Genomic DNA, 25,423 nt, shown 5'->3' with positions numbered 1-25,423 from the left:
GCCGCGCGCGCTCAGTGGTCATCTCGTCTCTCCCGGCGCTCGCGCAGGACGCGGCGCAGGACCTCGCGGTCGTCGAACGGGAGGACCGCACCGCCGACATACTGCCCCTGTTCATGACCTTTGCCGGCGATGACGACGACGTCGCCGTGCCGGGCCCGGTCGGCCGCGAGGGCGATCGCCGCCGCCCGGTCGGGCTCCACGACGACGTGGGCCCGGTCGTTCTCCGGCACGGTGAGTATCCCCCCGACCATAGCGTTGAGGATGGCCCAAGGGTCCTCGGACCGCGGGTTGTCGTTCGTCAGGACGACGACGTCGGCGAGGCGTGCCGCGAGTTGTCCCATGACGGGGCGTTTGCCGGTGTCCCGGTCACCGCCGGAGCCGAGCACGATGATCAGCCGTCCGTCGTCGGCGACGAGCGGCCGCAGGGTCTCCAGGACCGCCTGGACGGCTCCGGGCTTGTGGGCGTAGTCGACGAGCGCGGCGAAGTCCTGGCCCTCGTCGACGCGCTCCAGCCGGCCGGGGACCCCGGCCACGCCGGCGACGCCCCGCACCGCGACCTGCAGGGAGATCCCCGACTCGACCAGCGCCACGATCGTGCCGAGCGCGTTGGCGACGTTGAAGGGCCCGGGCAGCGGCACGCTCGCCTCGGCCTCCACCCCGCCGGGGCCGACCACCCGGAAGTCGCTGCCGTCCGGCCGCAGCCGTACGTCCTCCGCCCGCCAGTCCGCGCCCGGGTCGCCGTCCGCGGAGAACGTCGTGACCGGGATCTTCGCGACCTGGGTGAGCCGCCGGCCCCAGGAGTCGTCGACGTTCACGACGCCGATCCGGGAGTACGCCGGGGTGAACAGCAGCGCCTTGGCGGCGAAGTAGTCCTCCATCGTCGGGTGGTGGTCCAGGTGGTCCTGGGAGAGGTTCGTGAAGATCGAGACCTCGTAGTAGGCGCCGCCCACCCGGCCGAAGTCGAGGGCGTGGCTGGAGACCTCCATGGCCGCCGCCGTCACGCCGCGCTCGCGCATCTGGGCGAACAGGCCGTGCAGGTCGGTCGCCTCCGGCGTCGTCAGCGCGCTCGGCAGCACCTCGCCGCCGACGCGGATCTCGATCCCGCCGACCAGGCCCGTCTCGTGCCCCGCGGCCCGCAGCCCCGCCTCCAGCAGGAACGTCGTGGTCGACTTGCCGCTCGTGCCGGTGACGCCCAGCAGTGTCAGGTCGCGCACCGGGTCGCCGTACACCCAGGAGGCCACCCGGCCGAGCACCGCGCGGGGGTCGTCCACGACGAGCACCGGCAGCCCCGACTTCTCGGCCCGGATCCGGCCCTCGCGGTCGGTGAGGATCCCGGTGGCGCCCGCCTCGGCGGCCTGCGCCGCGAACACGGCGCCGTGGAAGCGGCTGCCCGGAAGCGCGGCGTACAGGTCGCCCGGCATGACCTTCCGGGAGTCGTGCGTGACGCCGGTGACCATTCCCCGCAGCGGCTCGCTGCCCTCGCTCAGGCCGAGGAGGGCGGCGAGCCCGGACAGTGGGCGGGCGGGAACGGTCTTGGGTCGCATGGGATCGGGATCGGGTCTGTTGGACACGGCGGAGAGGGTACCGTCGGTCAGCGCTGGTCTGGGGAGATACGGATCTTCTGGGTCCGGCCCGAGCTCGGCGGGACGCGGCGGCTCTGCAGGGCGAAGCTCATGATGTCCTTGAACACCGGGGCAGCCACCTCACCACCGTAGTAGCCGTTCTGCGGCTTCTGCAGCACGACCTCGACGACGAGCTGAGGGTTCTCCGCCGGAGCGAAGCCCACGAAGGTGGAGGTGTAGCCGCCGCCCTGGTAGCAACCGCAGCTCGGGTTGATCCGCTGGGCGGTGCCGGTCTTGCCCGCGACCCGGTAGCCGGGGATCTGCGCGGCGGGCGCCGTGCCCTCCTTGGTGGTGACCCCCTCGAGCATCTTGGTGAGCTCGGCGGCGGTGGTGGCGCTGATGACCCGGCGCTGCGCCGGCTTGGCGGCGGGCGTGACGTTGCCGTGGTCGTCCGTCGTGCCGGAGATCACGTTGGGGGTCACGCGGACCCCGTGGTCGGCGATCGTGGAGTAGACGCTGGCGACCTGCAGCGCGTTGACCGACACGCCCTGCCCGAACGCGATCGGGTAGCGGTCGGTGCCCCACCACTGGTTCGGCGGCTTGAGCAGGCCGGGGTTCTCGCCCGGCAGGCCGACGCCGGTCTCCTGGGCGTACCCGAAGGCGCGCATGTACTGGTAGAGCTGCGACTCGGACAGCCTCTCGCTGGCCATGATGGTGCCGACGTTGCTGGACTTGGCGAGGACGCCGCCGAAGGTGAGGCTCTCGGTCGGGTGCGTCTCGGAGTCGTGGAAGGTCCGGTCGAGCCTGGTGATGTGGTCGGGCACGGAGAACACGGTGTCGGGCGTCACGTGCCCGACCTCCAGCGCCGCCGCCGCGGTGACGACCTTGCTGGTGCTGCCCGGCTCGAACCCCTCGCCGACCACCCGGTCGCCCCAGTCGTCGGGCTTCCACTTCCAGTACGTGGACGGGTCGAAGGTCGGTGCCGTCGCCATGGCGAGGACCTGACCCGTCCGCGGATCCATGACGATGGCGGTGCCGCTCTGCGCCTTGGTCGCCTTGACCTGACGGGCGATCGCGTCCTGGGCCTTCCACTGGATGTCCTGGTCGAGGGTGAGGCGCAGGCCCTTGCCGGGGGTCGGCTTGCTCTGCTGGTCCTCGCCCATGGGGATGCGCTGGCCCTTCTCGCTCACCTCGACCTTCTGCCAGCCGCTGCGCCCCTTGAGCAGCTTGTTCATGCTGGACTCCAGGCCCGCGGCGCCGTCGTTCTGGGTGTTGACGAAGCCGACGACGTTGGCGGCGAGATCACCGCCCGGATAGTCCCGGCGGTACTCCTGGAGCGTGCCGATCCCCGTGAAGTCCATCGCGGTCACCATGCGGGCGCGGTCGGGCGGCACGTGGTGGATCAGCTCCCGGTAGTGGTCCATCTTCGTCCGGGGTGCCAGCTTCTGCAGCAGCGTCGCGGGGTTCAGGCCGAACATCGACGCGAGCGTCGTGGCGATCTTGTTCCGGATGTTCGTCCGGTGCTTCTGCTCGTACTGCTGGATCAGCGACGGGTCGGCGTAGATCACCCGGGCGTCGACGGTCATCGCCAGCGGCTGCCCACCGGCGAAGGTGATGGACCCGCGAACCGCCGGCAGGTCGATCCGGTTCAGCCGCTGCCGTACGGCGGCCTCGGCGTAGCCCTTGGACTCGATGCCCTGCAGCTGGACGAGGCGCCCGGCGAACAGCGACAGCACGAACGCGACGAGCAACAGACCGACGTTCAGGCGCTTGACGGGATCACGGCGGACGATCCGGCGCCGCAGGAGCGCGCGAGGCCGCCGCGGCGCCGCCGCCGGCGGACGGCCGCGGGCGCGCCGGGCGGACTGCGCCGAACCGGCGGCCCCCCGCGCACCCGAACGCGCCGATGACGCCTGGCCCCGGCCGCCCTGGCCGCGACCGGCCTGCCCGGGGCCGCTCGAGCGGCGCGGGCCTCCGGGCGGTGAGGGTGCGGCCGGTCCGCGGCCGCGGCGCGAGGTCACCGCGTGCCGCCTCCGGTCTTACGCGGCGCGGTCTTCGCCTGCGGAGCCGTGCCGGTGTTCCGGCGCGGAGGCGTGGGATCGGCCGGAGGCACCAGCGCGCCGGGCGCGCCGGTGACGGCACCGGCCGCCGCGGCGGCCACCGCGGCGTCGGACACGCCCTGGGGGCGGGCGCCGCCTTCGATCAGCCGTCCCGTGCGGGGGTCGATGAAGGCCGGGCCCTGCGGGTCCTTCATGTTGAGGCCGAGGGCCTTCCGGTGCAGCACCTCCGGGTCGCTCTCCCGGGCGATGTCGGCCTGGAGCGCCTGCTTGCGCTCGGCCAGCTGCCGGTTGTCGCGCTGCAGCTCGCTGAGCGTGAAGGCGTCCTGTGCCAGGACGGTGTTCAGCAGCAGGAGGCTGACGAGGGCTCCACCGAGCAGGCCCACGATGAGCAGGACGAACGGCGCGCGGCCGCGCGGCGGCGCGGCCTCTCGTGACACCCGCGGGCGCGTCGCGGCGCTCCCGGCGGTCCGGCGGGTCGGCGTCCCGGTCGTCGTCCGGGCCTTCGTCGCCGTGCCGCCCGACGCCGGCGTCGCGGCCTTCCGGCCCGTCGCCGGTGCGCCGGTCCTCCCGGCCGCCTTCGCCGAGGCGGGGCGGCGCGCGGTGGCGGTGGCCGTGCCGGTGGCCGCCGAGCGTGAGGCGTCCTTGGCGCCGCCGGTCCGCGGCTTGCCGCGCTTGGCCGTGCCGGTGTCCGCCGTCCCGCGCGCGGCGGCGCGGCCGCCGGTCCCGGAACCCTTGGACGTCCTGCCGCCCTGCGTCTCCTTCGGCACCGCCGTGGCGCCCTTCGGGGCACCCTTGGCACCCGACGCGCTCTTCGGAGCCGCCCTGGAGCGCTTTTCGCGTGGCGGATCCGCCCGGTCCTTCGTCGGGGCATCGGTGCCGTTCGCGGCGCGCGTGGACGCCTCCTCGCGCCGGAGGCGGCGCCGCCGGGTCTCCGGTGGAGTCGTGATGGTCATGCGATGCCTCCTGCTCCACTCCGCCCGCTCGGCGGCTCTTCACCGAGGGGCATCGCGCCGATGCCTCGCGGACGTGCGTCCTCCCGGATCCGCTCGGCGGCGCGCAGGCGTGCCGAGGCGGCTCTGGGGTTGGTCTCGGTCTCCTCGTCGGACGGCTGCTCCGCGCCCCGGGTGAGGAGGCGGAACCGGGGCTGCAACTCCGGCAGCGGAACCGGGAGATCCGGCGGGGTGGTATCGGTGGTGCGCGCGGCCAGCGCGCGCTTGACGATCCGGTCCTCCAGAGAGTGGTAGGACAGGACGGCGATGCGGCCGCCGAGGGCCAGGGCGTCGAGCGCGGCGGGCACCGCGCGCTCGAGCGCGGCGAGCTCGCCGTTCACCTCCATGCGCAGGGCCTGGAAGGTGCGCTTGCCCGGGTGGCCTCCCGTACGACGCGAGGCGGCGGGAATGGCGCCGCGGACGACGTCGACGAGGCGGGCCGTCGACGTGAGCGGGGCGCGCCCCCGCTCACGGACGATCGCCTCGGCGACGCGCCGCGCGAACCGCTCCTCGCCGTAGTCGCGCAGGATGCGCGTCAGGTCGGCGACCGAGTAGGTGTTGACCACCTCTTCGGCGGTGAGCCGCTGGGTGCGGTCCATCCGCATGTCGAGCGGCGCGTCGTAGGAGTAGGCGAAGCCGCGCTCGGCCTCGTCCAGTTGCGGGGACGAGACCCCGAGGTCGAACAGGACGGCGTGCACCCGGCGGACGCCGAGCTCGTCCAGGACGCGGGGCAGCTCGTCGTAGACGGCGTGCGCGAGCGCGAACCGGCCGGCGTACGGCTCGAGCCGCTGCCGGGACCGCTCCAGCGCCGTCGTGTCACGGTCGAGCCCGATGAGGCGCGCCCGCGGATGTGCGGCGAGCACGGCGGCGGCGTGTCCGGCGAGGCCGAGGGTGGCGTCGACGTAGACCGCGTCCTCATCGGAGGGCACCGACAGAGCCGGAGCGAGCAGCGCCAGGATCCGGTCGAGCATGACCGGAACATGGCCTTGCGCGCGCGAACCCTCCTCGCGCTCATCGTCGCCGTGCATGAAAAACCCCCTCAGGACGCCACTGCTCGCGGACAGCGCTGAAACCGCGCCCGCTGTCGCCCGTCACCCCTGAGAGAGAACAGATCAGGAACGATGTAGGCGGCCGGTGTGGCCGTCTGCCCCGTGGGAGACGCCACCCCTCATGCTCGGCGGCTCACCGCTCAATGGCTTTCGCCGGCCCCCGTCGGATTTCGTCCGGCCAGGTCCCCATCCGCTGCTCCGTGAGGAAGAAGGTTGTGCAACGGCCATCTGGCACCGGGGAAGGTGCGCCAGCTGGGAGCGGGTGGAGACCTCGCCGAACGGATATCCGATCACCGGCGATGGTGCGTCAAAGAATCCCTGGCAGCACCTCCTCCGACAGGTCGGAGAACTGCTGCTCCTGGTCGTCCAGGTAGGTCTCCCACGCGGAGGCGTCCCAGATCTCCAAGCGCGTGTTGGCCCCGATGACGGCGCAGTCGCGGGTCAGGCCCGCGTAGCGCCGAAGCGCTTGCGGAATGGTGATCCGGCCCTGCTTGTCGGGGACCTCGTCTGAGGCGCTGGCGAAGAAGACCCGGCTGTAGTCCCGCACTGCCTTGGCGGTGACCGGTGCGGTGCGAAGCGCCTCGGTGATGCGCTGGAACTCGGCCTCAGGGAAGACGTAGAGGCAGCGTTCCTGGCCCTTCGTGATCACCAATCCCCCTGACAGCTCCTCGCGGTACTTCGCCGGCAGGAACAGTCGTCCCTTGTCGTCCAGGCGCGGTGAGTGAGTGCCGAGGAACATCGGCCCCCACCTCCCGCATCGCGGGGGGTCGATGCACGTCCCCCACGGCGCCCCACTGTACTCCACTCTCCTCCACGGTCAACGACCAAAACACCGGTCACACGGCATCTCGCCGCGCGAATGGCCAGGTCAGAAGTGGGCGCCGTCGTGGGGTGTCAGAGGGGCCGTCAGAGCCGACGGGCGCGCCGGTTCGGACCGCCTGTCGGCGCTCTGGAGGGCGCCCGGAGGCGGTGGTGGGGGGAAGTGGAGGAACGGAGGGAACACGGCCCGAGGAACCGAGGAAACGCCCCCCGCCGCCGGAAGGGTGGAACCGAGGGAACACGGCCCGTCACCGGCGACGACGCGGACCGCCCCGGCACCCCCAAGACATCGCCGTGAATGGGCCTGACGACGTACTGTCAGTACCACACGGAATTGGTATGACCCAGTTACAGGTGACATATCGGGTGAGTACCCGTCCGCGGGCGGTGGAGCGGCAATCCGCGCTCGCCGTTCGGGTGGCCGAGGAGGGGTAAGTGTCAGTGACCACGCACGACGGTGTTGACGGCGGACTAGACGGGCTGGGCCAGATCTCGAAGAAGATCCTCGCGGCCATCGAGTCCGTCATCGAAGGGAAGCCCGACGTCGTACGGCTCGCGCTGACCGTCCTCCTCGCCGAGGGTCACCTGCTCATCGAGGACGTCCCAGGTGTCGGCAAGACGATGCTGGCGAAGGCGCTCGCCCGGTCGATCGACTGCTCGGTGCGACGGGTCCAGTTCACGCCCGACCTGCTGCCGAGCGACGTCACCGGGGTCAGCGCCTACAACCAGGAGAGCCGGGAGTTCGAGTTCAAGCCGGGGCCGGTGTTCGCGAACATCGTCGTGGGCGACGAGATCAACCGGGCCTCGCCGAAGACGCAGTCCGCGCTGCTCGAGTGCATGGAGGAGCGGCAGGTCACGGTGGACGGCCACACCCACACGCTGGACGCCCCCTTCATGGTCATCGCCACCCAGAACCCGGTGGAGATGGAGGGGACCTACCCGCTTCCGGAGGCGCAGCGGGACCGGTTCACCGCCCGGATCGCGATGGGATATCCCGAACCCGGCGCGGAACTGGAGATGCTCGACGTGCACGGCGGGCCGTCGCCGCTGGACCGGCTCCAGCCGGTCGCGCACGCCGCCGACGTCCGGTCGATGATCGAGGTCGTCCGCAGGGTGCACGTCGCGCCCGCGCTGCGCTCGTACGCCATCTCCCTGGTCACGGCCACCCGGGAGCATCCCGAGCTGCGCCTGGGCGCCTCGCCGCGGGCCACGCTCCAGCTCGTCCGCGCCGCCCGCGCCTACGCCGCCCTCGACGAACGGGAGTACGTACTCCCCGACGACCTGCAGCGCCTCGCGGTCCCCGTCCTCGCCCACCGGCTGCTGCCGACGGCCGACGCGCAGGTCCAGCGCCGCACTCCCGAGCAGGTCGTCGCCGAACTGGTCCAGCGCGTCCCGGTCCCGGGCCACCGGCGCTGACATGACGACGCTCAGCGCGCTGACCACGCGGGGCCGGTCGTTCATGGCCGCGGGGATCACCGCCATCGTCTGCTCGTTCGTGCTGGGCGAGCGCGACCTGCTCCGCGCCGGCCTGCTGGTCCTGTCGCTCCCTCTCCTGTCCGTCCTCGTCGTCTCCCGGACCCGCTACCGGCTGACCTGCTCGCGCCGGGCGACCCCCGCCCGGTTCCCGGCGGGGCAGGAGGCGCAGGTGCACGTCCTGCTGGAGAACGTCTCCCGGCTGCCCACCGGGATCCTCCTCCTGGAGGACCAGGTGCCGTACACGCTGGGGGGACGGGCGCGGTTCGTCATCGACCGGATCGAGCCGCACGGGGCGCGGGAGATGGCCTACCGGGTGCGCGCCGACGTCCGCGGCCGCTACCACGTCGGGCCGCTGACCGTACGTCTGGCGGACCCGTTCGGCCTCGTGGAGCTGGCGCGGTCGTTCTCGGCCGCGGACGCCATCACCGTCACCCCGCCGATCGTGCCTCTTCCTCCGGGCCGGCTGACCGGCTCGTGGACGGGCGGCGGTGAGAGCCGGGCCCGCATGGTGGCCAGCGCCGGGGAGGACGACGTCGCCCCCCGTGAATACCGCCACGGCGACGACCTGAGGCGGGTGCACTGGCGGTCGACGGCACGCCGCGGCGAGCTCATGGTGCGCCGCGAGGAACAGCAGTGGCAGACCAGCGCCACCCTCTTCCTCGACACCCGGCGCACGGCGCACTGGGGCGACGGGCCCGGAGCGACGTTCGAACAGGCGGTCTCGGCGGCCGCCTCCATCGGGCTGCAGCTCGGGCGGGACAACCTCGGCCTGCGGTACGTCACGGACGAGGGCGTCGTGCTCCCCCCGTCGGCGACGTTCGAGGGGTCGCTGCTCGACCTCCTCGCCGTCGTCCGCACGTCGACCGGCCGGTCGCTGCGGCCGGGTGTGGCGGCCCTCCGCGAGGCCGCGAACGCCGGCGACGGCCTCATCGTGGGCGTCTTCGGCCGGCTGACATCGGAGGACGTGCGGGAGATGACCCAGGTCAGGCGCGGTGCCGCCGCCTGCGTCGCGGTGATCGTCGGGGAGAGCGGCACGGCGCCCGAGGTCATCCGGCTGCTGCACGTGGCCGGATGGCGGGTGGTCACCGTCTCCTCGGCCGCCGCCCTGGAGACGGCCTGGGCCGAGGCCGGTGGCTCCGGGTTCCGCGGTGAACCGGACCGGACGGAGGCGCGATGAGGATACGTCTCACGATCGTGGCCTGCGCGGCGACGCTGCTCGCCTCGCTCGCGCTGTATCCGCTGTTCAAGACGGCGACGTGGTTCGGCAGCGGGCTCGGCGCGGTGCTGACCGTCGGTCTGGCGGGCGTGCTCACCCGCAAGCTGCGGCTGCCGGTCCTGGCCTGTCTCGCGATCGTCCCGGTGGCACTGCTGATCTACCTGACGGCGATGTACGCGTCCGGCCCGGCGCTGCTCGGCGTCATCCCCACCCCCGCGTCGATCTCGTACCTCTCCGCCCTGCTCCAGGACGGCTGGCAGGAGGTGTTCCAGTACGCCCCGCCGGTGCCGGTCCTGCCGGGGATCGAGCTGATGAGCACCGGCGGCATCGGCCTGATCGCGTTCCTCGTCGACCTCCTGGCCGTACGGCTGCGCCGCGCGGCGCCCGCCGGGCTCCCCCTGCTCGCGATGTACGCCCTGCCGGCGAGGTTCCGCCAGGAGAGCACGGGATGGCTGGTCTTCCTGCCCGGCGCGGCCGGATACCTGGCACTCCTCGTGACCGACGCCCGGGACCGGCTGTCCGGCTGGGGTCGCCCGATCTTCACCCGGCACTGGTCGGGCGAGAAGTTCGCGCACGACCGCCCCGACTCGAGGCCGCTGGCCGTCACCGGACGGCGCATCGGGCTGACCGCTGTCGTGATCGCCATCGTCGTCCCGCTCGCGGTGCCCGACATTCATCCTCGCTGGCTGCCCGGCAGCGGTGGGGACGGCCCGGGCGGACTCACCACCGTCACGACCCCGGACCCGCTCGTCAGCCTCAAACGCCAGTTGGTGCGGCAGGACGACGCCGTCGTCCTCACCTACCGCACCACCGACGACCTGACCCCGGAGTACCTGCGGATGTACTCCCTGGACCGGTTCGACGGCGACGGCTGGACGTACTCCCCCATGCACGGGGACAAGAACGCGCAGGTCGACGGCAAGACCCTGCCCGCGGCGCCGGGCCTCGGCGACAGCTCGATCCGCACGGTGAGCACCAGGATCGCCGTGGACTCGCACGTGCGCGGGATGAACGTGCTGCCGACCCCGTACCCGCCGACCAAGGTGGGGATCAAGGGCGACTGGCGCGTGGACGCCCCCTCACTGATGATCTTCTCGCTGCGCGACTCGGCCGGCGGGCGGACCTACACGGTGTCGAGTGTCCGCCCGACGCCCACGTACCAGCAGCTCGAGTCCACGGAGCCGATCCCGTCCGACGTCGCGTCTCGCTATCTCGCGGTCCCCCACGGGATCCCCTCGGACGTCGTGGCCCTGGCGAACCGGCTCACCGCCTCCGCGTCGACGCCGTACGACCGCGCCGTGAAGCTCCAGCAGTGGTTCGTCCGGCCGGGGAACTTCACCTACAGCCTCGACGCGCCGTCCCCGCGCAACGTCGGCGCGCTCCGCGACTTCCTGTTCACCAGCCGGACCGGGTACTGCGAACAGTTCGCGGCTTCCATGGCGCTCCTCGCGCGGATCATCGGCATCCCCGCGCGAGTCGGCATGGGCTACACCGCGGGCACCCGGCAGTCGGACGGGAGCTGGATCGTCCGGACCAAGGACACCCACGCCTGGCCGGAGCTGTACTTCAGCGGTATCGGCTGGCTGCGCTTCGAACCGACCCCGTCGGGCGGCGGCGGTCAGGGCAGCGCGACCGTTCCGGACTACACCGCGCCACAGCTCCTCCCCGGCGCCCCGACCGGGGGCTCCACGAGCCGGCTCCCCTCGACCGGGTCGACGCCGGACGGCCGCTCGACCACCGGCCCCGGCACGGGCCTGCGCCACCGCCCCGACCCGCTGGACCGGAACGGCGCGGCCGGCGCGTTCCCCCCACCCGACCATGGCGGCCCGCCGATCGGCCGGCTGCTCCTGCTGCTGGCCGTCCTCCTGCTCCTGGCGACCCCGGCGACGCTGCACCGCCTCGCCGGCGTCCGCCGCTGGGCCGGGTCGGCATCCAACGCCGACGTCGGCGCGGCATCGGGCGAGCTGAGGGGCACCGCGGTCCCGGTGGCGTTGCGCCGCCTCGGGCGAGTCCACCGCTCGGCGTCCAACGCCGGCGTCGCGCACGCGGCGTGGGACGAGCTGCGGATCGCCGCCGTGGACTTCGGGCTGCCCTGGCGGGCCGGGGACAGCCCGCGGGCCACGGCCCGGCGGCTCATGGAGGCGCGGCCTCTCGGCGAACCGGCCACGGACGCCCTCGCCCGGCTCGTCAAGGCCGAGGAACTCGCGCGGTACGCCCCAACGCCGGGCCCCGCCACGGGCCTGCGCGACGACGCGCGGGCCGTACGGGCCGCGATCGCCGCCGGGGCGGGCCGTCGGCGCCGCTGGCGCGTCCGGCTGCTGCCGCCGTCCGCGCTCCTGCTCCTGCGGCACGGGGTCGGACGGGTGCTGGACGCCTTCGACCGGCTGGACTCCCTGTCGCTGCGCCGCCGGCAGTCCCCGAGCTGAGCCGACGTCTCGTAGACCGGACCCGCTCACCGAGGCGAGCCGACGTCCCATGCGCCGGGCACCGAGCCGAGCCGGTGTCTCGTGCCCTGGGCCCGCTCTCCGAGCCGGGCAGGCGCCGTGTCCGCGCCCGGCGGGATCAGGGGATCCGGGGGTGGCCGGTACCGGCCGTCAACGAGTCACCGCCCGGCGGGCCGCCGGGCGGTGACGTGGGTCTCGTGGAGGCTCAGGGCTCTTCGTGACGGCGGCGCCAGCGCTCTTCGAGGCGCTCCATAAACCCGCCGCTCTTGGCCGTTTTCGGCCGCTTTCTCCCGCGCTTGCGCGGCGCAGGGGCGGCGACGCCGTTCATGCGCTTCCAGCTCGTCAGGCCCCATGCACAGCATGTGACCATGAGCAGGAAGCCCGCCACGCTGATCACAATGCTGATCGGCATGGTGTTCACGATGACGCCTGCCAACACCACGAAGAGGCCCAGTGCGGAGCCGATCGCGGCTTTCCAGATCCTGCGCCTGTAATGCACCTGCGGATCGGTCGAGCGGACCGCCGAAGCGAACTTCGGATCCTCGGCGTACAGCGCGCGCTCGATCTGGTCGAGCATGCGCTGCTCGTGGTCAGAGAGCGGCACGGCGCCTCCCAAAGACAGCCCCGCGAGGGGGATTCCCACGCCGGACGGGGACATGGCTATCGGTGATATGCCCAGAATACGAGCCCTGACGACCGGGGGAAAGAAAACGTTCGACTGGGGATAGGCGGATCATGATTCAATGTCCCTGCTCACTGCCCGTAGTCACCATGATCACGCCGGTCTCAGAGGTCATCGCGACCCTCTCGAGCGTGGCGAGTATCACGCTCACGCTCGGCGCGGACCAGCGCGGCGGGGCGCACGGCCCCCGCGCCGAACTTCCGGGCGGCCAGGTCCATGGCCGCCTCGGCCTGCCGCCAGCCGGTCTCCGGCTCCCCCAGGGCGAGCTGCCGGGGCGTCGTGCCGGTCGGCATGAGGTTCTCCACGCGCACGCCGACCAGCCGCAGCGGAACCCCCTCAAGGCCCGACACCTCGTACAGGGCGCACGCGGTGGCGTAGACGTCGCGGGCCAGATCGGTCGGGTCCGGGAGGGTACGGGCCCGGGTGATCGTGCTGAAATCCCCGCGGCGCAGCTTGACGGCGATCGTACGGCCGACCAGCCCGGCGGTCCGCAGCCGGGCGCCGACCCGGTCGGACAGTCTCAGCAACTCCCGCCGGATCGCCTCGGGGTCGGCGATGTCGTGGTCGAAGGTCTCCTCCGCGCCGATGCTCTTGTCGGGAACGGTGGCCGTCACCGACCGCGGGTCCCGACCCCAGGCGAGCGCGTGCAGGTGCTCGCCCACCGCCTCCCCGACCTCGCGCCGGAGGGTGTCGACGGGGGTCCGCGCCAGGTCGCCGACCGTGCGCAGCCCGAGGCGCCGGAGGATCTCCTCGGTGCGCTCCCCGACGCCCCACAACGCCGCGACCGGCAGCGGATGCAGGAAGTCGACGACTCCGTCGGCGGGCACGACGAGCAGCCCGTCCGGTTTGCACCTGGTGGACGCCAGCTTGGCCACGAACTTCGTGCTCGCGACCCCGACCGAGCAGGTGATGCCCTGCTGCGCGGAGACCTGCTCCCGGATCATCCGGCCGATCTCGGCGGGCCGGCCGAGGCGGCGCAGCGCGCCCGCCACGTCGAGGAACGCCTCGTCGAGCGCCAGCGGCTCCACGAGCGGCGTGATCGAACGGAAGATCTCCATGACGCCCGCCGACACGACGGCGTACTTGTCGTGGCGCGGCGGCAGCACCACCGCCTGCGGGCAGAGCCGCCGGGCCCGGCTCATCGGCATCGCCGAGTGCACGCCGAAGGTGCGGGCCTCGTACGACGCGGCGGCCACGACACCCCGCGGCCCGGCCCCGCCGACGACGACCGGGCGGCCGCGCAGCTCCGGGCGCTCGAGCAGCTCGACGCTCACGAAGAAGGCGTCCATGTCCACGTGCAGGACCGTGCAGCCGGTGTCGTCCCCCGGCGGCCCGGGCGGCGGCCCCGGCCGATGCAGCTGCTGCTTCCTGCTCATCTTCGTCAGCGCCGGTACGCGAGTGCGTGGAGCTGGGTGGCGACGTCCTTCAGGACCGGGTGCATGGACACGGCGCGCTCGAGGGCGACGAGCTCGTCGGCGGCGCCGCGCTCACCGTCGATGATGCCGCTCGGCACGAGGTCGGAGAACACCCGGACACCGTGCACCGGCCCCGCCCGCAGGCCCGCGCTCTCGATCAGCTCGGCCAGCATGCCCGAGGTGAACCGGCGCGGAACCGGATCGCGGTCCCCCCACCGGCCCTGCGCGCTCGACAGCACGCGGCGGGCGTCCTCGAAGTGCCCGGCGAGCGCCCGGTGGAGGACGGCGGCGACCTGGTTGGCGGCCAGCACGCTGACCGCTCCGCCGGGTCGGACGGTGCGGGCGATGGCGGCCAGCGCCGTGGCCGGGTCGTCGACGTACTCCAGCACGCTGTGGCAGATCACGAGGTCGGCGCTGTCCGGCCCGACCACGTCGAGCAGCCCGTCGGCGTCGCCCTGCACCGCGCGGACGACGACGCCGGCCTCAGCCGCCCGGCGCTCGAGGCCGGCGAGGGCGTCGGGGCTGGCGTCGACCACCGTGACCCGGTGCCCGAGCTCGGCGAGCGGCACGGCGAACCCGCCCGTGCCCCCGCCCGCGTCGACGACGTCGAGGCGGTCCCGCCCCGACTCCTTGGCGCTCTCGTCGAGAACGTCGCGCAGGATCTCCCACACGACGGCGGTGCGCATCGACCGCGATCGCGGACGATCGGTCACGCCTGCCCCCTCCCGCTCAGCGGCTCTCAGCCCACCCTAGACGTCTACAACGACAGTGACGGCTTCAGCTCCAGCAGCCGCGACAGCAGGCCGTTGACGAACTTCGGCGACTCGTCGGTGGACAGCTCGGTGGCCAGGGCCACCGCCTCGCTGACCGCGACGCCGTCGGGGACGTCGTCGCGCCACAGCAGCTCGTACGCGCCCAGGCGCAGGATGTTGCGGTCGACGATCGGCATCCGGTCGAGCGTCCAGCCGACGGCGTACGTCGTGATCAGCTCGTCGATGCGCTCGCGACGCTCGGCGACGCCCTCGACCAGGCGCTCCATGAAGTCCTGTTCGGCGAGCCGATGCTCGGACTCCCGGATGCGCCGGTCGAGGACCTCGGCCGGTGCGTCACCGCGGACCTCGGCCTCGTAGAGGATCTCCAGCGCGCGCTTGCGCGCCTTGCTCCGTGCGGCCACGGATCAGGCTCGACCGAGGTAGTCGCCCGAGCGCGTGTCGACCTTGATCTTCTCGCCGGTCGTGATGAACAGCGGGACGTTGATCGTCGCACCGGTCTCGACCGTGGCCGGCTTGGTGCCGCCGGTGGAGCGGTCGCCCTGCAGGCCGGGCTCGGTCTCGGTGATCTCCAGCACCACGGCCGCCGGCAGCTCGATGTAGAGCGGGGTGCCCTCGTTGAAGGCGATCACGGCGTTCTGCTCCGGCAGGAGGTAGTCGGCCGCGTCGCCGACCGTCGCGCCCGGGATGTGGGGCTGGTCGTAGGTCTCGGTGTCCATGAAGACGAAGTCCTCGCCCTCGCGGTAGAGGTACTGCATCTCCCGCTTGTCGACGTTGGCCACGTCGACCTTGGTGCCGGCGTTGAAGGTCTTGTCGACGACCTTGCCGGACAGGACGTTCTTCAGCTTGGTACGGACGAACGCGCCGCCCTTGCCAGGCTTGACGTGCTGGAACTCCTGAACGGTCCACAGCTGGCCGTCGAGATTCAGCGTCATGCCGTTCTTGAGGTCGTTCGTCGTCGCCACAGTGTGTCGTTCTCCCGCTTCGGCGGTCTGCCGCGTCTAGATGACGAGCAGGTCCTTGGTCGTCTTGGTGAGCAGCTCCGGACCGTCCGCACGGACCACGAGCGTGTCCTCGATACGGACCCCGCCGCGACCGGCGACGTAGACGCCGGGCTCGACGGTGATGGGAACTCGATCCATCAGTTTACCGGTCTTGTCATACCCCATGAGCGGTGCCTCGTGGATCTCCAGGCCGACACCGTGTCCAAGACCGTGCGGGAAGTCGTCGCCGTGGCCGGCCGCCTCGATGAGATCGCGGGCGGCGGCGTCGACCTCCTTGGTGATCGCGTCGGGGCGCGCGGCGGCGACGCCGGCGGCCTGTGCGGCCGCGACGAGGTCGTAGATCTCGCGTTCCCAGGCGCCCGCCGCGCCGACGGCGACCGTACGGGTCATGTCGGCGTGGTAGCCGCCCTGGCGGGCGCCGAAGTCCATGGTGACGAGGTCGCCGTGCTCGATCACGCGGTCCGACGGGACGTGGTGCGGGATCGCGCCGTTCGGGCCGCTCGCCACGATCGTCGCGAACGCGGGCTGCTCGGCGCCGAGGTCGACCATGGCGCGGTCCAGGGCGATCGCGATCTGACGCTCGGTGACGCCGGGCCGAATCGTCGGCAGGACCGCGTCGAAGGCCCGGTCGGTGATGGCGCAGGCCTCCGCGAGGAGCCCGATCTCCTCCTCGTCCTTGACCTTCCGCAGCTCCTCGACGGCATGGCCGAGCGCGACCAGCTCCGGCGCGCCCGGCTCCGCGGCGAGCGTGTCGCGCGCCTCGACGGTGACGTCGTGCGCCTCGAACGCCAGCCGGCCCGGCACCTTGGCGGCGAGCGCCCCGGAGGTGTTCCGGTCGATGACGCATTCGAGCTCCGGGCAGACCCGCGCCGCGGTCCCGGCGTACCGCCCGTCGGTAGCCAGCACGGCGGCCCCGTCGGCGTGGACGAGCAGGGCGGCGTTGGAACTGGCCAGTCCGGTGAGGTAGCGGACGTTGACCAGGCGGGTGATGAGCGCGGCGTCGGCGTCGCGGGCGGCGATGAGCCCGGCCAGCCGCGCGCGGCGCGCCTCGTGGACCTCCGGCATGTCCCCGACTGTACGCCCGGGGCGTGACCTCGAAAGACACGGCCCGGACGGGCCCGTGACGCCACGGGCCCGTCCGCGGCGTCACACCGAGACCGCGAGCTCTCGGACCTTCTCGATCGGCCTGCGCGGCTCACACCAAGGCAGCGGGCTCCCGGACCCTCTCGACCGGCCTTCGCGGCTCACACCAAGGCGGCGAGCTCCCGGACCCTCTCGACCGGCTTGACGCGACGGCTCGGCTCACACCGAGGCCGCGAGCTCCCGGACCCTCTCGATCAGCTTGACGCGGCTCTCGTGGTCGCCCGCCATCGGCGCGACGTTGAGGGTCGTGACGCCGGACTCCTTCAGCGCCGCGAGACGGTCGCGGACGAAGCCCTCCGAGCCGATCAGGGAGGTCTTCTGCAGGAGCTCGAACGGGACCTTGGCGGCGGCCTCGTCCTTCTTGCCGTCGAGGTAGAGGTCCTGGATCTCCTCGGCCTCCTTCTCGTAGCCGTAGCGCCGGGCGAGGTCGTTGTAGAAGTTGCGGCCCTTGGCGCCCATGCCGCCGATGTAGAGCGCGGCCATGGGCCGGCCGAGGTCGAGCAGGCCCTCGACGTCGTCGCCGATCGCCAGGAACGCCTGCGCGACGATGTCGAGCCCACCGAGGGAGGGGTCGCGCTTGGCCTTGCCACGGGCGAGCGACTCGCCCCAGACGTCGCCGGCCTTCTCCGGAACGTAGAAGATCGGCTCCCAGCCTTCGGCCAGTTCGGCGGTCATCTCGACGTTCTTCGGGCCGAGGGACGCGATGAAGATCGGGATGCGCTCGCGGACCGGGTGGTTGATGAGCTTGAGCGGCTTGCCGAGACCGGTGCCCTCCTCGGCGGGCAGGGGCAGCTTGTAGTACTTGCCGTCGTAGGTGAGCCGCTCGCGGCGCCACACCATGCGGCAGATCTCGATGATCTCCCGGGTCCGCCCGATGGGCGCGGTGTACGGGACGCCGTGCCAGCCCTCGATGACCTGTGGGCCGGACGCCCCCAGCCCGAGCACGAACCGGCCGCCGGAGACGTAGTCCAGGCCGGCCGCCGTCATCGCGGTGAGCGTCGGCGTGCGGGAGTACAGCTGGAGGATGCCCGAGGCGATCTGCAGCCGCTCGGTGCGCGCCGCGATGAAGCCCATCTGGCTGACCGCGTCGAAGCTGTAGGCCTCCGGCACGAAGACGATGTCGAGCCCGGCCTTCTCATAGTCCGCGAGCTCGTCGACGGTCTCCTTGAAACCGCCCGCGTAGTTGAGGGACATCCCGATGCGCATGCGCCGCACCCCAATCAGACCAAACCGACCAGTAACCGAATGAGATTCAGTTTTACCGTACCGGAGTCGGCCGGGGACAGACCCGCGAGCGGGCCCCGGTCAGTCCGCGCTCTCCGCCAGGAGCTCGGCGATCGCCTGCAGAGCCAGGACGTACGAGAGGAGACCGAAGCCGGCGATCGTACCCGTCGCGACCGCGGCGACGACCGACGTGTGCCGGAACTCCTCCCGCGCGGCGGGGTTGGAGATGTGCACCTCGATCAGCGGGGCGGTGCGCTGGGCGATGGCGTCGCGCATTGCGTACGAGTAGTGCGTGAACGCCGCGGGGTTCAGGACGACCGGGATCCTGCCGTCGGCGGCCTCGTGCAGCCAGGACACCAGCTCGGCCTCGTCGTCGGTCTGGCGGACCTCGGCGTGCAGGCCGAGGCGCCGCGCCGTGTCGCGGCAGAGCTCCGTCAGGTCGGCGAAGTTCGCCGCGCCGTACACGTCGGGTTCGCGGCTGCCCAGCCGCCCGAGGTTCGGCCCGTTCAGGACGAAGACGTCACTCATCGGCCACTCGCCGTCCTCATCTCAGCGTGATCCGCTCGTACGCCCGTACGAGCAGGTCCTCGTCCGGGTCCTCCAGCCGGCCCGGCGCGGCGACGCCGTCGAGGACGACGAACCGCAGCCGCGCGCCGCGCGTCTTCTTGTCGACGCGCATGGCGTCGCGCAGCGCCGGCCACACGTCGGGACGGTAGGAGACGGGCAGGCCCACGGCGGTCAGGATCGCCCGGTGCCGTTCGACGTCCGCGTCGCCGAGGCGGCCGGCCAGGCGGGCCAGCTCGGCGGCGTACACCATGCCGATGGAGATCGCGTCGCCGTGCCGGAAGCGGTACTCCTCGAGCTTCTCGATCGCGTGGCCGAGCGTGTGGCCGTAGTTCAGGATCTCGCGCAGGCCGCTCTCCTTGAGGTCCTCCGACACGACCCGGGCCTTCACGGCGACGGCGCGCTCGATGAGCTCCAGCGTGTGCGGCCCGTCGGGCCGTCCCGCGGCCTCCGGGTCCTCCTCGACGAGCTCGAGGATCCTCGGGTCGGCGATGAAGCCGGCCTTGATCACCTCGGCGAGGCCGCTGACGTAGTCCTCGCGCGGCATCGTGACGAGCGTCGTCAGGTCGCACAGGACGCCGGCGGGCGGGTGGAAGGCGCCGACCAGGTTCTTGCCCTCGGGGATGTCGATCGCGGTCTTGCCGCCGACCGCGGCGTCCACCATGGCGAGCAGCGTGGTCGGCACCAGCACGACCTTGACGCCGCGCAGCCAGGTCGCGGCGGCGAACCCGGCCAGGTCGGTGGTCGCGCCGCCGCCGACGCCGACGACCACGTCGGTGCGGGTCATCCCGAGCCGGGCGAAGCCGGACCACAGTCCGGCGAGCACGGCGACGTCCTTGCCGGCCTCGCCGTCGGGGACGGGGAACGCGTGGACGTCGTAGCCGGCCTCGGCGAGCACCCCGCACACGGGCCGGGCGATCTCCGGCAGCCCCTCGGGGTGCACGACGGCGACCGTACGGGCCTCGCCGACCAGCGCGGGCAGCTGCCCGAGCACGCCGGTGCCGATCACGACGTCGTACGGCGCGTCGCCGCCGACGTGGACGCGGGTCACGACAGCCCCTTGACGATCTCGTCGACGATGTCGGCCGGTTCCCGGTCGTCCGTGGCCACCGTGAGGACGGCGAGGCGCTCGTAGATGGGACGCCGCTCCTCCATCAGCTTGCGGAACTGGCTGCGCGGGTTGAGCACGAGCAGCGGCCGCGCCGAGGCCAGCCCGACCCGCTTGACCGCGTCCGAGAGCCCGACCTCGAGGTACACGACCCGGGCACCGCCCAGGTCGGCCTGGGTGCCGGGGTCCAGGATCGCGCCGCCACCGAGGGCGATCACGCCGTCGTGTGTCGCGAGGGCGTCCTGGACGGCCGCGCGCTCCAGCGCGCGGAAGTGCTCCTCGCCGTCGTCGACGAAGATCTCACCGATCGGCTTGCCGGCCGTGACCTCGACGTCGTGGTCGGTGTCGCGGAACGGGACGCCGAGGCGCTCGGCGAGGAGCCGCCCCACCGTGGTCTTGCCGGATCCGGGCGGTCCGATGACGACGACCTTGGAATTCACTTGATCACCAGAGATGAGAGGTAGCCCTGTACATTACGCGCGGTCTCCTCGACGGAGTCGCCGCCGAACTTCTCGACCATGGCCTCGGCCAGCACCAGCGCCACCATCGCCTCGGCGACGACCCCGGCGGCGGGCACCGCGGTGACGTCGCTGCGCTGGTTGATCGCCTTGGCCGGCTCGCCGGTCGTGACGTCGACCGTGTCCAGCGCGCGCGGCACGGTCGAGATCGGCTTCATCGCGGCCCGTACGCGGACCGGATCGCCGGTGGTCATGCCGCCCTCGATGCCCCCGGCGCGGCCGGTGCGCCGCCGGATGCCCTCGGGGGTGTTCTCGATCTCGTCGTGCGCCCGCGAACCCGGGCGGCGCGCGGTCGTGAAACCGTCGCCGACCTCGACGCCCTTGATCGCCTGGATGCCCATGAGCGCCCCGGCGAGGCGCGCGTCGAGCCGCCGGTCCCAGTGGACGTGGCTGCCCAGGCCCGGCGGCAGACCGTAGGCGAGGACCTCGACGACGCCGCCGAGCGTGTCGCCGGCTTTGCGGAGCTCCTCGATGTGGGCGACCATCGCGGCGCTCGTCTCCGGGTCGGCACAGCGCACCGGGTCGGCGTCGATCCGCTCGAGGTCGTCCGGGCCGGGGAAGACGCCGTCGGGGGTGCCGATCTCGCCGAGCGCGACCACGTGGCTGAGGACGTCGGCGCCCGCCACCTGGTGCAGGAACGCCTTGGCCACCTCGCCGATCGCGACCCGCGCGGCGGTCTCGCGGGCGCTGGCCCGCTCCAGGATCGGCCGGGCGTCGTCGAAGCCGTACTTCTGCATGCCCGCGAGGTCGGCGTGGCCCGGACGGGGCCGCGACAGCGGGGCGTTGCGCGCTTGGGCCGCCAGCTCGTCGGGGTCGACCGGGTCGGCCGACATGACCGTCTCCCACTTGGGCCACTCGGTGTTGGCGATCTCGATCGCGACCGGGCCGCCCTGGGTGCGGCCGTGCCGGATCCCGCCGACGATCGTCACGCGGTCCTGCTCGAACTTCATCCGGGCGCCCCGCCCGTGACCGAGCCGGCGGCGGCGCAGCGCCTCGGCGATGTCATCCGAGGTCACGCGCACACCGGCGGGCAGCCCTTCCAGAATCGCGACGAGGGCCGGGCCATGAGACTCCCCCGCGGTCAGCCAGCGCAGCATGTGGTGAATCCTTTCATCCCCACGGAAGGCTACCGGGATCGTCGGCAGTGCTTCACCGGCCGGGGCAGCGAAGCAGAGCCGGATCACAAGCGCTGCGCACGCGCCGATAGTGCTACAGGAGGCACTCCACCAACTCGGTTTCGCCCCGGAGACGGACCCCATGCGGATAGCGATCGCTGAAGACGTCGTGACGGTATTTCGACACGAAGCCCGAATACTGGCGAAGCAGGAAACTCGCCCATCGGCCAATAATTACGTTCCGTTGCTCAATCATTACAAACTGTAGTACGGTGCTGGTCATGCAGCTTCGGTACAGCTTCCGCCTGTACCCGAACGGGCCGCAGCGTGGGGCGCTGGCCAGTGCGTTCGGGTGCGCTCGCGTCGTATTCAACGACGCGTTGCGCATCCGCAAGGACGCCCGCGCCCAGGGACTGTGGAGGACCTGGCGGTCAACGGACTCGCCCGCACGCGCCTGGCCAAATCCGTCCACGACGCCGGATGGGCTCGGTTCCTTTCGATGCTGGAGTACAAGGCCGCACGGTACGGCCGCACCTTTGTGCGGATCGGCCGGTTCGAGCCCACTTCCCAGGTGTGCTCGGCCTGCGGCATCAAGGACGGTCCCAAGCCCCTGCACGTCCGGCAGTGGACCTGCGGGGCGTGTGGAACCGCCCTGGATCGAGACATCAACGCGGCCGTCAACATCGGCTTGGCCGCCGGACTGGCGGTGACAGCCTGTGGAGCGCAAGTAAGACCGGGGTCCGTCCCGGCACAGCGCGGTGAAGCAGGAACCCACCGAGACGGTCAACCGACCGTGGTAGGAATCCCCGGCCACAGCCGAGGGAGCGGAAGTCAAGCGCACGTGTCCGCAGCCCGAAGTCCCTCTCCGCCGACCGAAGCGTCCGGAAGGACATATCGGCCGGAGATATCGTCCGCCGTCGTACCGTCGTGAGCCGTACCCATGGCCGCATTCTGCCCCTGAACGACGGCGAGGGCACGAATCACCACTCATCCATGACGGTGAATATCAGTCACCGGAAAATGAGGTCGTGTCCGGAAGGTTCATCGATGACCTTTCGGACACGACCCGGGTGCGAGCGGTCGGCTCAATGGTCGCGGCGGACCCGGCGGAACCGCCGGAAGCGGTCGTCGAAGAAATGGCGGCCGCGGACTCGCGTGTGCGCGAAGATGGGCGGGTGGCCGGCCGTCTCGACGCAGATGGCCCGGCGGCCCTGCCGGTCGGCGCCGCGGAAGTCCGGGTCGAAGAAGCAGCCGAGGGCGACCTCCGGGAATCCGATCGCCCCGGTGAACTCCAGGTGCCGGCGGGTCTTGAACGGCCCGTCGAAGAATCCGCGGTCAAAGAAGCGCCGGTTGTTGTCGTCTCTATCGGGGCCGATGTTGACGTTGGTCCCGCCGCCGTCCGTGACGGCGCTCGTGCTCGGGGACGGCTGAACGTGCGGGACGGCGTTCTGCTGTGCCGGGCGGGCGGCGTCCGCCGCGGCGGCCGGCGCCGGGTCCCACGACGTCGCCGCCGTCAACACCCCGGCCGATCCGGCCGTGATCAGCACGATCCACGAACGAAGGCCGGTGATCGGGCTCTTTGTCCGCCCGTTAGCGCGAGGAGTCAATTGTTTCCCCATATCTGTTCGGCCCGGTAGGACGGGTTTATTTCGGAGCACGCCAAGGGCGTACCGCAAAATTGAATACCCCTTCCGATCCGACAGGGAATCGCGACTCACGTCGGGAAAAGGCAAACAGCGAGGAATGATATTCCGGCACCCGGACATCATTCATACTTCGGGCGCGAAATGGCCCGTTCAGGCGTGGCCGAGCACGGCCGCCAGCACGCCCGCGAGCATGAACGGCCCGTACGGCATCTCGGACTTCAGGTTCGCCCGCCGGCTCACCAGCAGCGCGGTCGCGTAGACGGCGGCGAGCACATATCCGGCGCACACCCCGGCCACCCACGCGCGAAGACCGAGCCAGCCGAGGTAGAGCCCCAGCACGCCCGCGAGCTTCACGTCGCCCAGGCCGATCTGGCTCGGCGCGATGAACCACTGCACCGCGTAGAGCGCGAACAGCGCCGCCATCCCGAGCAACGCGTGGGTGAGGCGGGCGCCGCCCTCGTCGGTGAAGAGCGCTGCCAGGCCGAGCAACGCCAGGCCCACCGCGTACGACGGGAGCGTCAGCGGGTCGGGCAGCCGTTTCAGCGCGACGTCGATGAACGTCAGGACGACACCGGCCACGGCCAGGTAGGCGAACGCCGGAAGGTCGGGGGCCGGGCCGATCCGCCAGGTCACCAGCGCGAGAACGGCGACGGCGGCCGTGATGACGCCGAGCCGTCGCCGGATCACCGGCTCGGCCCAGTCCGGGGTGGTCACCCCGGCACCTTATCCGCGGACGAGCCCGATCTCGACGCCTCCGGCGACGTGGCCGCGGAGCCGTTCGGCGAGGCGGTCGGCGGCGGCGCGCACGTCCGGGGCGCCGGCGCCGTCGGCCAGCCGGAGGCGCACGGCGAGCTCGGCCCGCTCACCGGGCTCCACGCGCACGCCGGTGATGCCGGGCAGGCCGTCGACGGCGGCGTGCACGGCCATGAGCACGTCGGGATCCTCGTGCGGGGCGGTGATCGCGCCGCCGTTCGCGAGGACGTACAGCCGGGCCCCTTCGATCGCGTACGGCACGGGTCCCGCCACGTCGAGGACGAGCGCGTCGGCGGACTCGTCGACGGCGGCCTGGCAGGCCTGCCGGGCGTGCACCGCGACGGGCCGGGCGTCCGGGCGCCAGCGGGCGAGGCTGTCGGTGGAGGTGAAGGCGAGGACGGCGCGCCTGCCGTCGGCTCCGACGAGCGTCGGGAGGGCCATCTCGCTCTCCTTCTCCCGCCGCAGGCCGTCGACGGTCTCGTCCTCGGTCAGCACCGCGACGACCGGGACGAGGAGGCGGGTGTCGGCGAGCACCGCCAGCACGGCCTGCTCACCGGCGCGGCCCGCGGCGTAGTCGCCGAGGGCCCGCGCGACGGCGGGCGGTGTGCCGCCGTCGTCGTCGGGGAACTGCGGCTGCGGGATGCGATGTCCGGACACGGAAGACCAGCGTATCCCCGGTTACAGCCGGCGGAGCCGCTCGACGGCCTCGTCGATGACCTCGTCGCGCTTGCAGAAGGCGAACCGGACGTACGGGTCGCCGGCGTCCGAGTCGTAGAAGACCTGCGTCGGGATGGCGACGATCCCGGCCCGCTCGTGCAGGGCGCGGACGAACTCCCGGCCGTCTCCGAAGCCGAGCGACCGGACGTCGACCTGCGCGAAGTACGTGCCCTGCGGCCGGAACGTCGTGAGCCCGGCGCCGGCCAGCCCCGCGTTCAGCCGGTCTCGCTTGGCCCGCAGCGACCCGCGGAGCGCCTCGACCCACTCGCGCTCCTCGCGGAGGGCGTACGCGACCGCGCGCTGGTACGGGGCGCTCGCGGTGAAGGTGAGGAACTGCTTGACCGTCTGCGCCGCCCGTACGAACTGCGGAGGCGCGGTGATCCAGCCGACCTTCCAGCCGGTGACGGAGAAGGTCTTCCCGGCCGAGGAGATCGCCACCGTGCGCTCGCGCATGCCGGGCAGCGTGGCGAGGGGGACGTGCGCGGTGCCGTCGTCGAAGGTGAGGTACTCGTAGACCTCGTCGGTGACGGCGATGAGGTCGTGCTCCCGGCACACCTCCGCGATGACCTCCAGCTCTTCGCGGCCGAAGACCGTGCCGGTCGGGTTGTGCGGGGAGTTGAGGAGGAGGACCCGGGTGCGCGGCGTGACGGCGGCGCGAAGCTCGTCCGGGTCGAAGGTGAACCGCCCGGCGTCGGGTCGCAGCGTCACCGGCCGGCGCACGCCGCCGGCCAGCGCGATGATCGCCGCGTAGGAGTCGTAGTAGGGCTCGAACACGACGACCTCCTCCCCGGTCTCGACGAGGGCGAGGATCGTGGCCGCGATCGCCTCGGTGGCGCCGACGGTCACGAAGACCTCGTCGGCGGGGTCGTAGGTCAGGGAGTACCGCTCCGCCCGCTGGGCGGCGACGGCCTCGCGCAGCTCCGGCAGCCCGGGGCCGGGCGGGTACTGGTTCGCACCGCCGGTGATGGCCTCGGCCGCGGTCTCGAGCAGCTTGGCGGGGCCGTCGGTGTCCGGGAAGCCCTGGCCCAGGTTGATCGCGCCGGTGCGGATCGCCAGCGCCGTCATCTCGGCGAAGACCGTCGTGCCGAATCCCCGCATGCGGGCGACGAGTGGATCGTTGTTCACCGGCTCAGGGTAGTGAACGCGGGC

The 25,423-nt window shown here is 72.2% G+C and carries 23 protein-coding genes and 2 pseudogenes; 5 read left to right on the top strand and 20 right to left on the bottom strand.

The window, feature by feature from the left end; all coding sequences use genetic code 11:
• Positions 1-11: 11 nt before the first annotated feature.
• The 5 genes from ACQP2O_RS16105 to mraZ form a co-directional block, all read right to left on the bottom strand.
• Positions 12-1,544, bottom strand: coding sequence for a UDP-N-acetylmuramoyl-L-alanyl-D-glutamate--2,6-diaminopimelate ligase (locus ACQP2O_RS16105; protein WP_433191040.1), 1,533 nt, complete (start codon positions 1,542-1,544; stop codon positions 12-14).
• A 47-nt stretch (positions 1,545-1,591) separates the two neighbouring features.
• Entirely contained in the window at positions 1,592-3,583 is a 1,992-nt protein-coding gene (locus ACQP2O_RS16100) for a peptidoglycan D,D-transpeptidase FtsI family protein (RefSeq protein WP_433185044.1), read from the bottom strand.
• The gene (locus ACQP2O_RS16095) at positions 3,580-4,575 is read right to left on the bottom strand and encodes a hypothetical protein (RefSeq protein WP_433185041.1); all 996 of its coding nucleotides are present in this window, start codon (positions 4,573-4,575) and stop codon (positions 3,580-3,582) included. Before ACQP2O_RS16095 ends, ACQP2O_RS16100 begins: the two co-directional genes overlap by 4 nt.
• Positions 4,572-5,639, bottom strand: a complete 1,068-nt coding sequence (rsmH, locus tag ACQP2O_RS16090) for a 16S rRNA (cytosine(1402)-N(4))-methyltransferase RsmH (protein WP_433185038.1) — start codon at positions 5,637-5,639, stop codon at positions 4,572-4,574. Before rsmH ends, ACQP2O_RS16095 begins: the two co-directional genes overlap by 4 nt.
• A gap of 328 nt (positions 5,640-5,967) precedes the next feature.
• A complete protein-coding gene (mraZ, locus tag ACQP2O_RS16085; RefSeq protein ID WP_360878178.1) occupies positions 5,968-6,399 on the bottom strand; it encodes a division/cell wall cluster transcriptional repressor MraZ in 432 nt (143 codons plus the stop codon).
• A gap of 515 nt (positions 6,400-6,914) precedes the next feature.
• Here mraZ and ACQP2O_RS16080 point away from each other — a divergent pair.
• The 3 genes from ACQP2O_RS16080 to ACQP2O_RS16070 are packed head-to-tail and all read left to right on the top strand — an operon-like array spanning position 6,915 to position 11,597.
• Complete coding sequence (locus tag ACQP2O_RS16080; RefSeq protein ID WP_433185035.1) at positions 6,915-7,895, top strand: AAA family ATPase; 981 nt, start codon at positions 6,915-6,917, stop codon at positions 7,893-7,895.
• Position 7,896: 1 nt separating this feature from the next.
• Positions 7,897-9,132 carry a DUF58 domain-containing protein gene (locus ACQP2O_RS16075; RefSeq protein WP_433185032.1) on the top strand — a complete coding sequence of 412 codons (1,236 nt, stop codon included), beginning with the start codon at positions 7,897-7,899 and terminating at the stop codon, positions 9,130-9,132.
• Positions 9,129-11,597: a transglutaminase TgpA family protein gene (locus ACQP2O_RS16070; protein ID WP_433185029.1), complete on the top strand. Its 2,469-nt coding sequence runs from the start codon at positions 9,129-9,131 to the stop codon at positions 11,595-11,597. Before ACQP2O_RS16075 ends, ACQP2O_RS16070 begins: the two co-directional genes overlap by 4 nt.
• A gap of 223 nt (positions 11,598-11,820) precedes the next feature.
• On the opposite strand, the gene ACQP2O_RS16065 is transcribed toward ACQP2O_RS16070, so the two are convergent.
• From ACQP2O_RS16065 to aroC, 11 genes are all read right to left on the bottom strand, one after another.
• Positions 11,821-12,219, bottom strand: a complete 399-nt coding sequence (locus tag ACQP2O_RS16065) for a DUF3040 domain-containing protein (protein WP_345431217.1) — start codon at positions 12,217-12,219, stop codon at positions 11,821-11,823.
• A 182-nt stretch (positions 12,220-12,401) separates the two neighbouring features.
• A complete protein-coding gene (locus ACQP2O_RS16060) occupies positions 12,402-13,673 on the bottom strand; it encodes a DNA polymerase IV (protein ID WP_433185025.1) in 1,272 nt (423 codons plus the stop codon).
• Positions 13,674-13,678: 5 nt separating this feature from the next.
• The gene (locus ACQP2O_RS16055) at positions 13,679-14,398 is read right to left on the bottom strand and encodes a methyltransferase domain-containing protein (protein WP_433191038.1); all 720 of its coding nucleotides are present in this window, start codon (positions 14,396-14,398) and stop codon (positions 13,679-13,681) included.
• A 71-nt stretch (positions 14,399-14,469) separates the two neighbouring features.
• On the bottom strand, positions 14,470-14,886 hold the full coding sequence (nusB, locus tag ACQP2O_RS16050) for a transcription antitermination factor NusB (protein WP_433185022.1): 417 nt from the start codon (positions 14,884-14,886) through the stop codon (positions 14,470-14,472).
• A 3-nt stretch (positions 14,887-14,889) separates the two neighbouring features.
• On the bottom strand, positions 14,890-15,447 hold the full coding sequence (gene efp / locus ACQP2O_RS16045; protein ID WP_433185019.1) for an elongation factor P: 558 nt from the start codon (positions 15,445-15,447) through the stop codon (positions 14,890-14,892).
• 36 nt (positions 15,448-15,483) lie between these two features.
• Positions 15,484-16,551, bottom strand: a complete 1,068-nt coding sequence (locus ACQP2O_RS16040) for a M24 family metallopeptidase (RefSeq protein ID WP_433185016.1) — start codon at positions 16,549-16,551, stop codon at positions 15,484-15,486.
• Positions 16,552-16,788: 237 nt separating this feature from the next.
• Positions 16,789-17,835 carry an LLM class F420-dependent oxidoreductase gene (locus tag ACQP2O_RS16035; RefSeq protein ID WP_433185014.1) on the bottom strand — a complete coding sequence of 349 codons (1,047 nt, stop codon included), beginning with the start codon at positions 17,833-17,835 and terminating at the stop codon, positions 16,789-16,791.
• A gap of 99 nt (positions 17,836-17,934) precedes the next feature.
• Positions 17,935-18,381 carry a type II 3-dehydroquinate dehydratase gene (gene aroQ / locus ACQP2O_RS16030; RefSeq protein WP_433185011.1) on the bottom strand — a complete coding sequence of 149 codons (447 nt, stop codon included), beginning with the start codon at positions 18,379-18,381 and terminating at the stop codon, positions 17,935-17,937.
• Positions 18,382-18,397: 16 nt separating this feature from the next.
• A complete protein-coding gene (aroB, locus tag ACQP2O_RS16025) occupies positions 18,398-19,468 on the bottom strand; it encodes a 3-dehydroquinate synthase (protein WP_433185009.1) in 1,071 nt (356 codons plus the stop codon).
• Positions 19,465-19,965, bottom strand: coding sequence for a shikimate kinase (locus tag ACQP2O_RS16020; RefSeq protein ID WP_433185006.1), 501 nt, complete (start codon positions 19,963-19,965; stop codon positions 19,465-19,467). The genes aroB and ACQP2O_RS16020 overlap by 4 nt, the downstream gene beginning before the upstream one ends.
• A complete protein-coding gene (aroC, locus tag ACQP2O_RS16015; RefSeq protein ID WP_433185003.1) occupies positions 19,962-21,140 on the bottom strand; it encodes a chorismate synthase in 1,179 nt (392 codons plus the stop codon). Before aroC ends, ACQP2O_RS16020 begins: the two co-directional genes overlap by 4 nt.
• 299 nt (positions 21,141-21,439) lie before the next feature.
• On the opposite strand from aroC, the pseudogene ACQP2O_RS16010 reads away from it, so the two are divergent.
• Together ACQP2O_RS16010 and ACQP2O_RS16005 are read left to right on the top strand one after the other, a co-directional pair.
• Positions 21,440-21,559 (top strand): annotated as a pseudogene (locus tag ACQP2O_RS16010) (helix-turn-helix domain-containing protein); the annotation flags it as partial.
• A 14-nt stretch (positions 21,560-21,573) separates the two neighbouring features.
• Positions 21,574-21,900 (top strand): annotated as a pseudogene (locus tag ACQP2O_RS16005) (RNA-guided endonuclease InsQ/TnpB family protein); the annotation flags it as partial.
• Positions 21,901-22,243: 343 nt separating this feature from the next.
• Here ACQP2O_RS16005 and ACQP2O_RS16000 read toward each other — a convergent pair.
• The 4 genes from ACQP2O_RS16000 to ACQP2O_RS15985 all read right to left on the bottom strand — a co-directional run bounded on the left by ACQP2O_RS16000 (position 22,244) and on the right by ACQP2O_RS15985 (position 25,399).
• Positions 22,244-22,705 carry a hypothetical protein gene (locus tag ACQP2O_RS16000; protein ID WP_433185000.1) on the bottom strand — a complete coding sequence of 154 codons (462 nt, stop codon included), beginning with the start codon at positions 22,703-22,705 and terminating at the stop codon, positions 22,244-22,246.
• 249 nt (positions 22,706-22,954) lie between these two features.
• Positions 22,955-23,518, bottom strand: coding sequence for a prepilin peptidase (locus ACQP2O_RS15995; RefSeq protein WP_433184997.1), 564 nt, complete (start codon positions 23,516-23,518; stop codon positions 22,955-22,957).
• Between the two features lie 9 nt (positions 23,519-23,527).
• Positions 23,528-24,214: an SseB family protein gene (locus ACQP2O_RS15990; protein WP_433184994.1), complete on the bottom strand. Its 687-nt coding sequence runs from the start codon at positions 24,212-24,214 to the stop codon at positions 23,528-23,530.
• Between the two features lie 21 nt (positions 24,215-24,235).
• The gene (locus ACQP2O_RS15985) at positions 24,236-25,399 is read right to left on the bottom strand and encodes a pyridoxal phosphate-dependent aminotransferase (RefSeq protein WP_433184991.1); all 1,164 of its coding nucleotides are present in this window, start codon (positions 25,397-25,399) and stop codon (positions 24,236-24,238) included.
• Between the last annotated feature and the right edge of the window lie 24 nt (positions 25,400-25,423).

This window comes from Actinoallomurus sp. CA-150999, from assembly GCF_050942425.1.
In the GTDB taxonomy this organism is placed as follows: domain Bacteria; phylum Actinomycetota; class Actinomycetes; order Streptosporangiales; family Streptosporangiaceae; genus Actinoallomurus.
The sequence above is the reverse complement of the archived record's forward strand: the minus strand, read 5'-3'. Positions and strand labels throughout refer to the sequence as shown.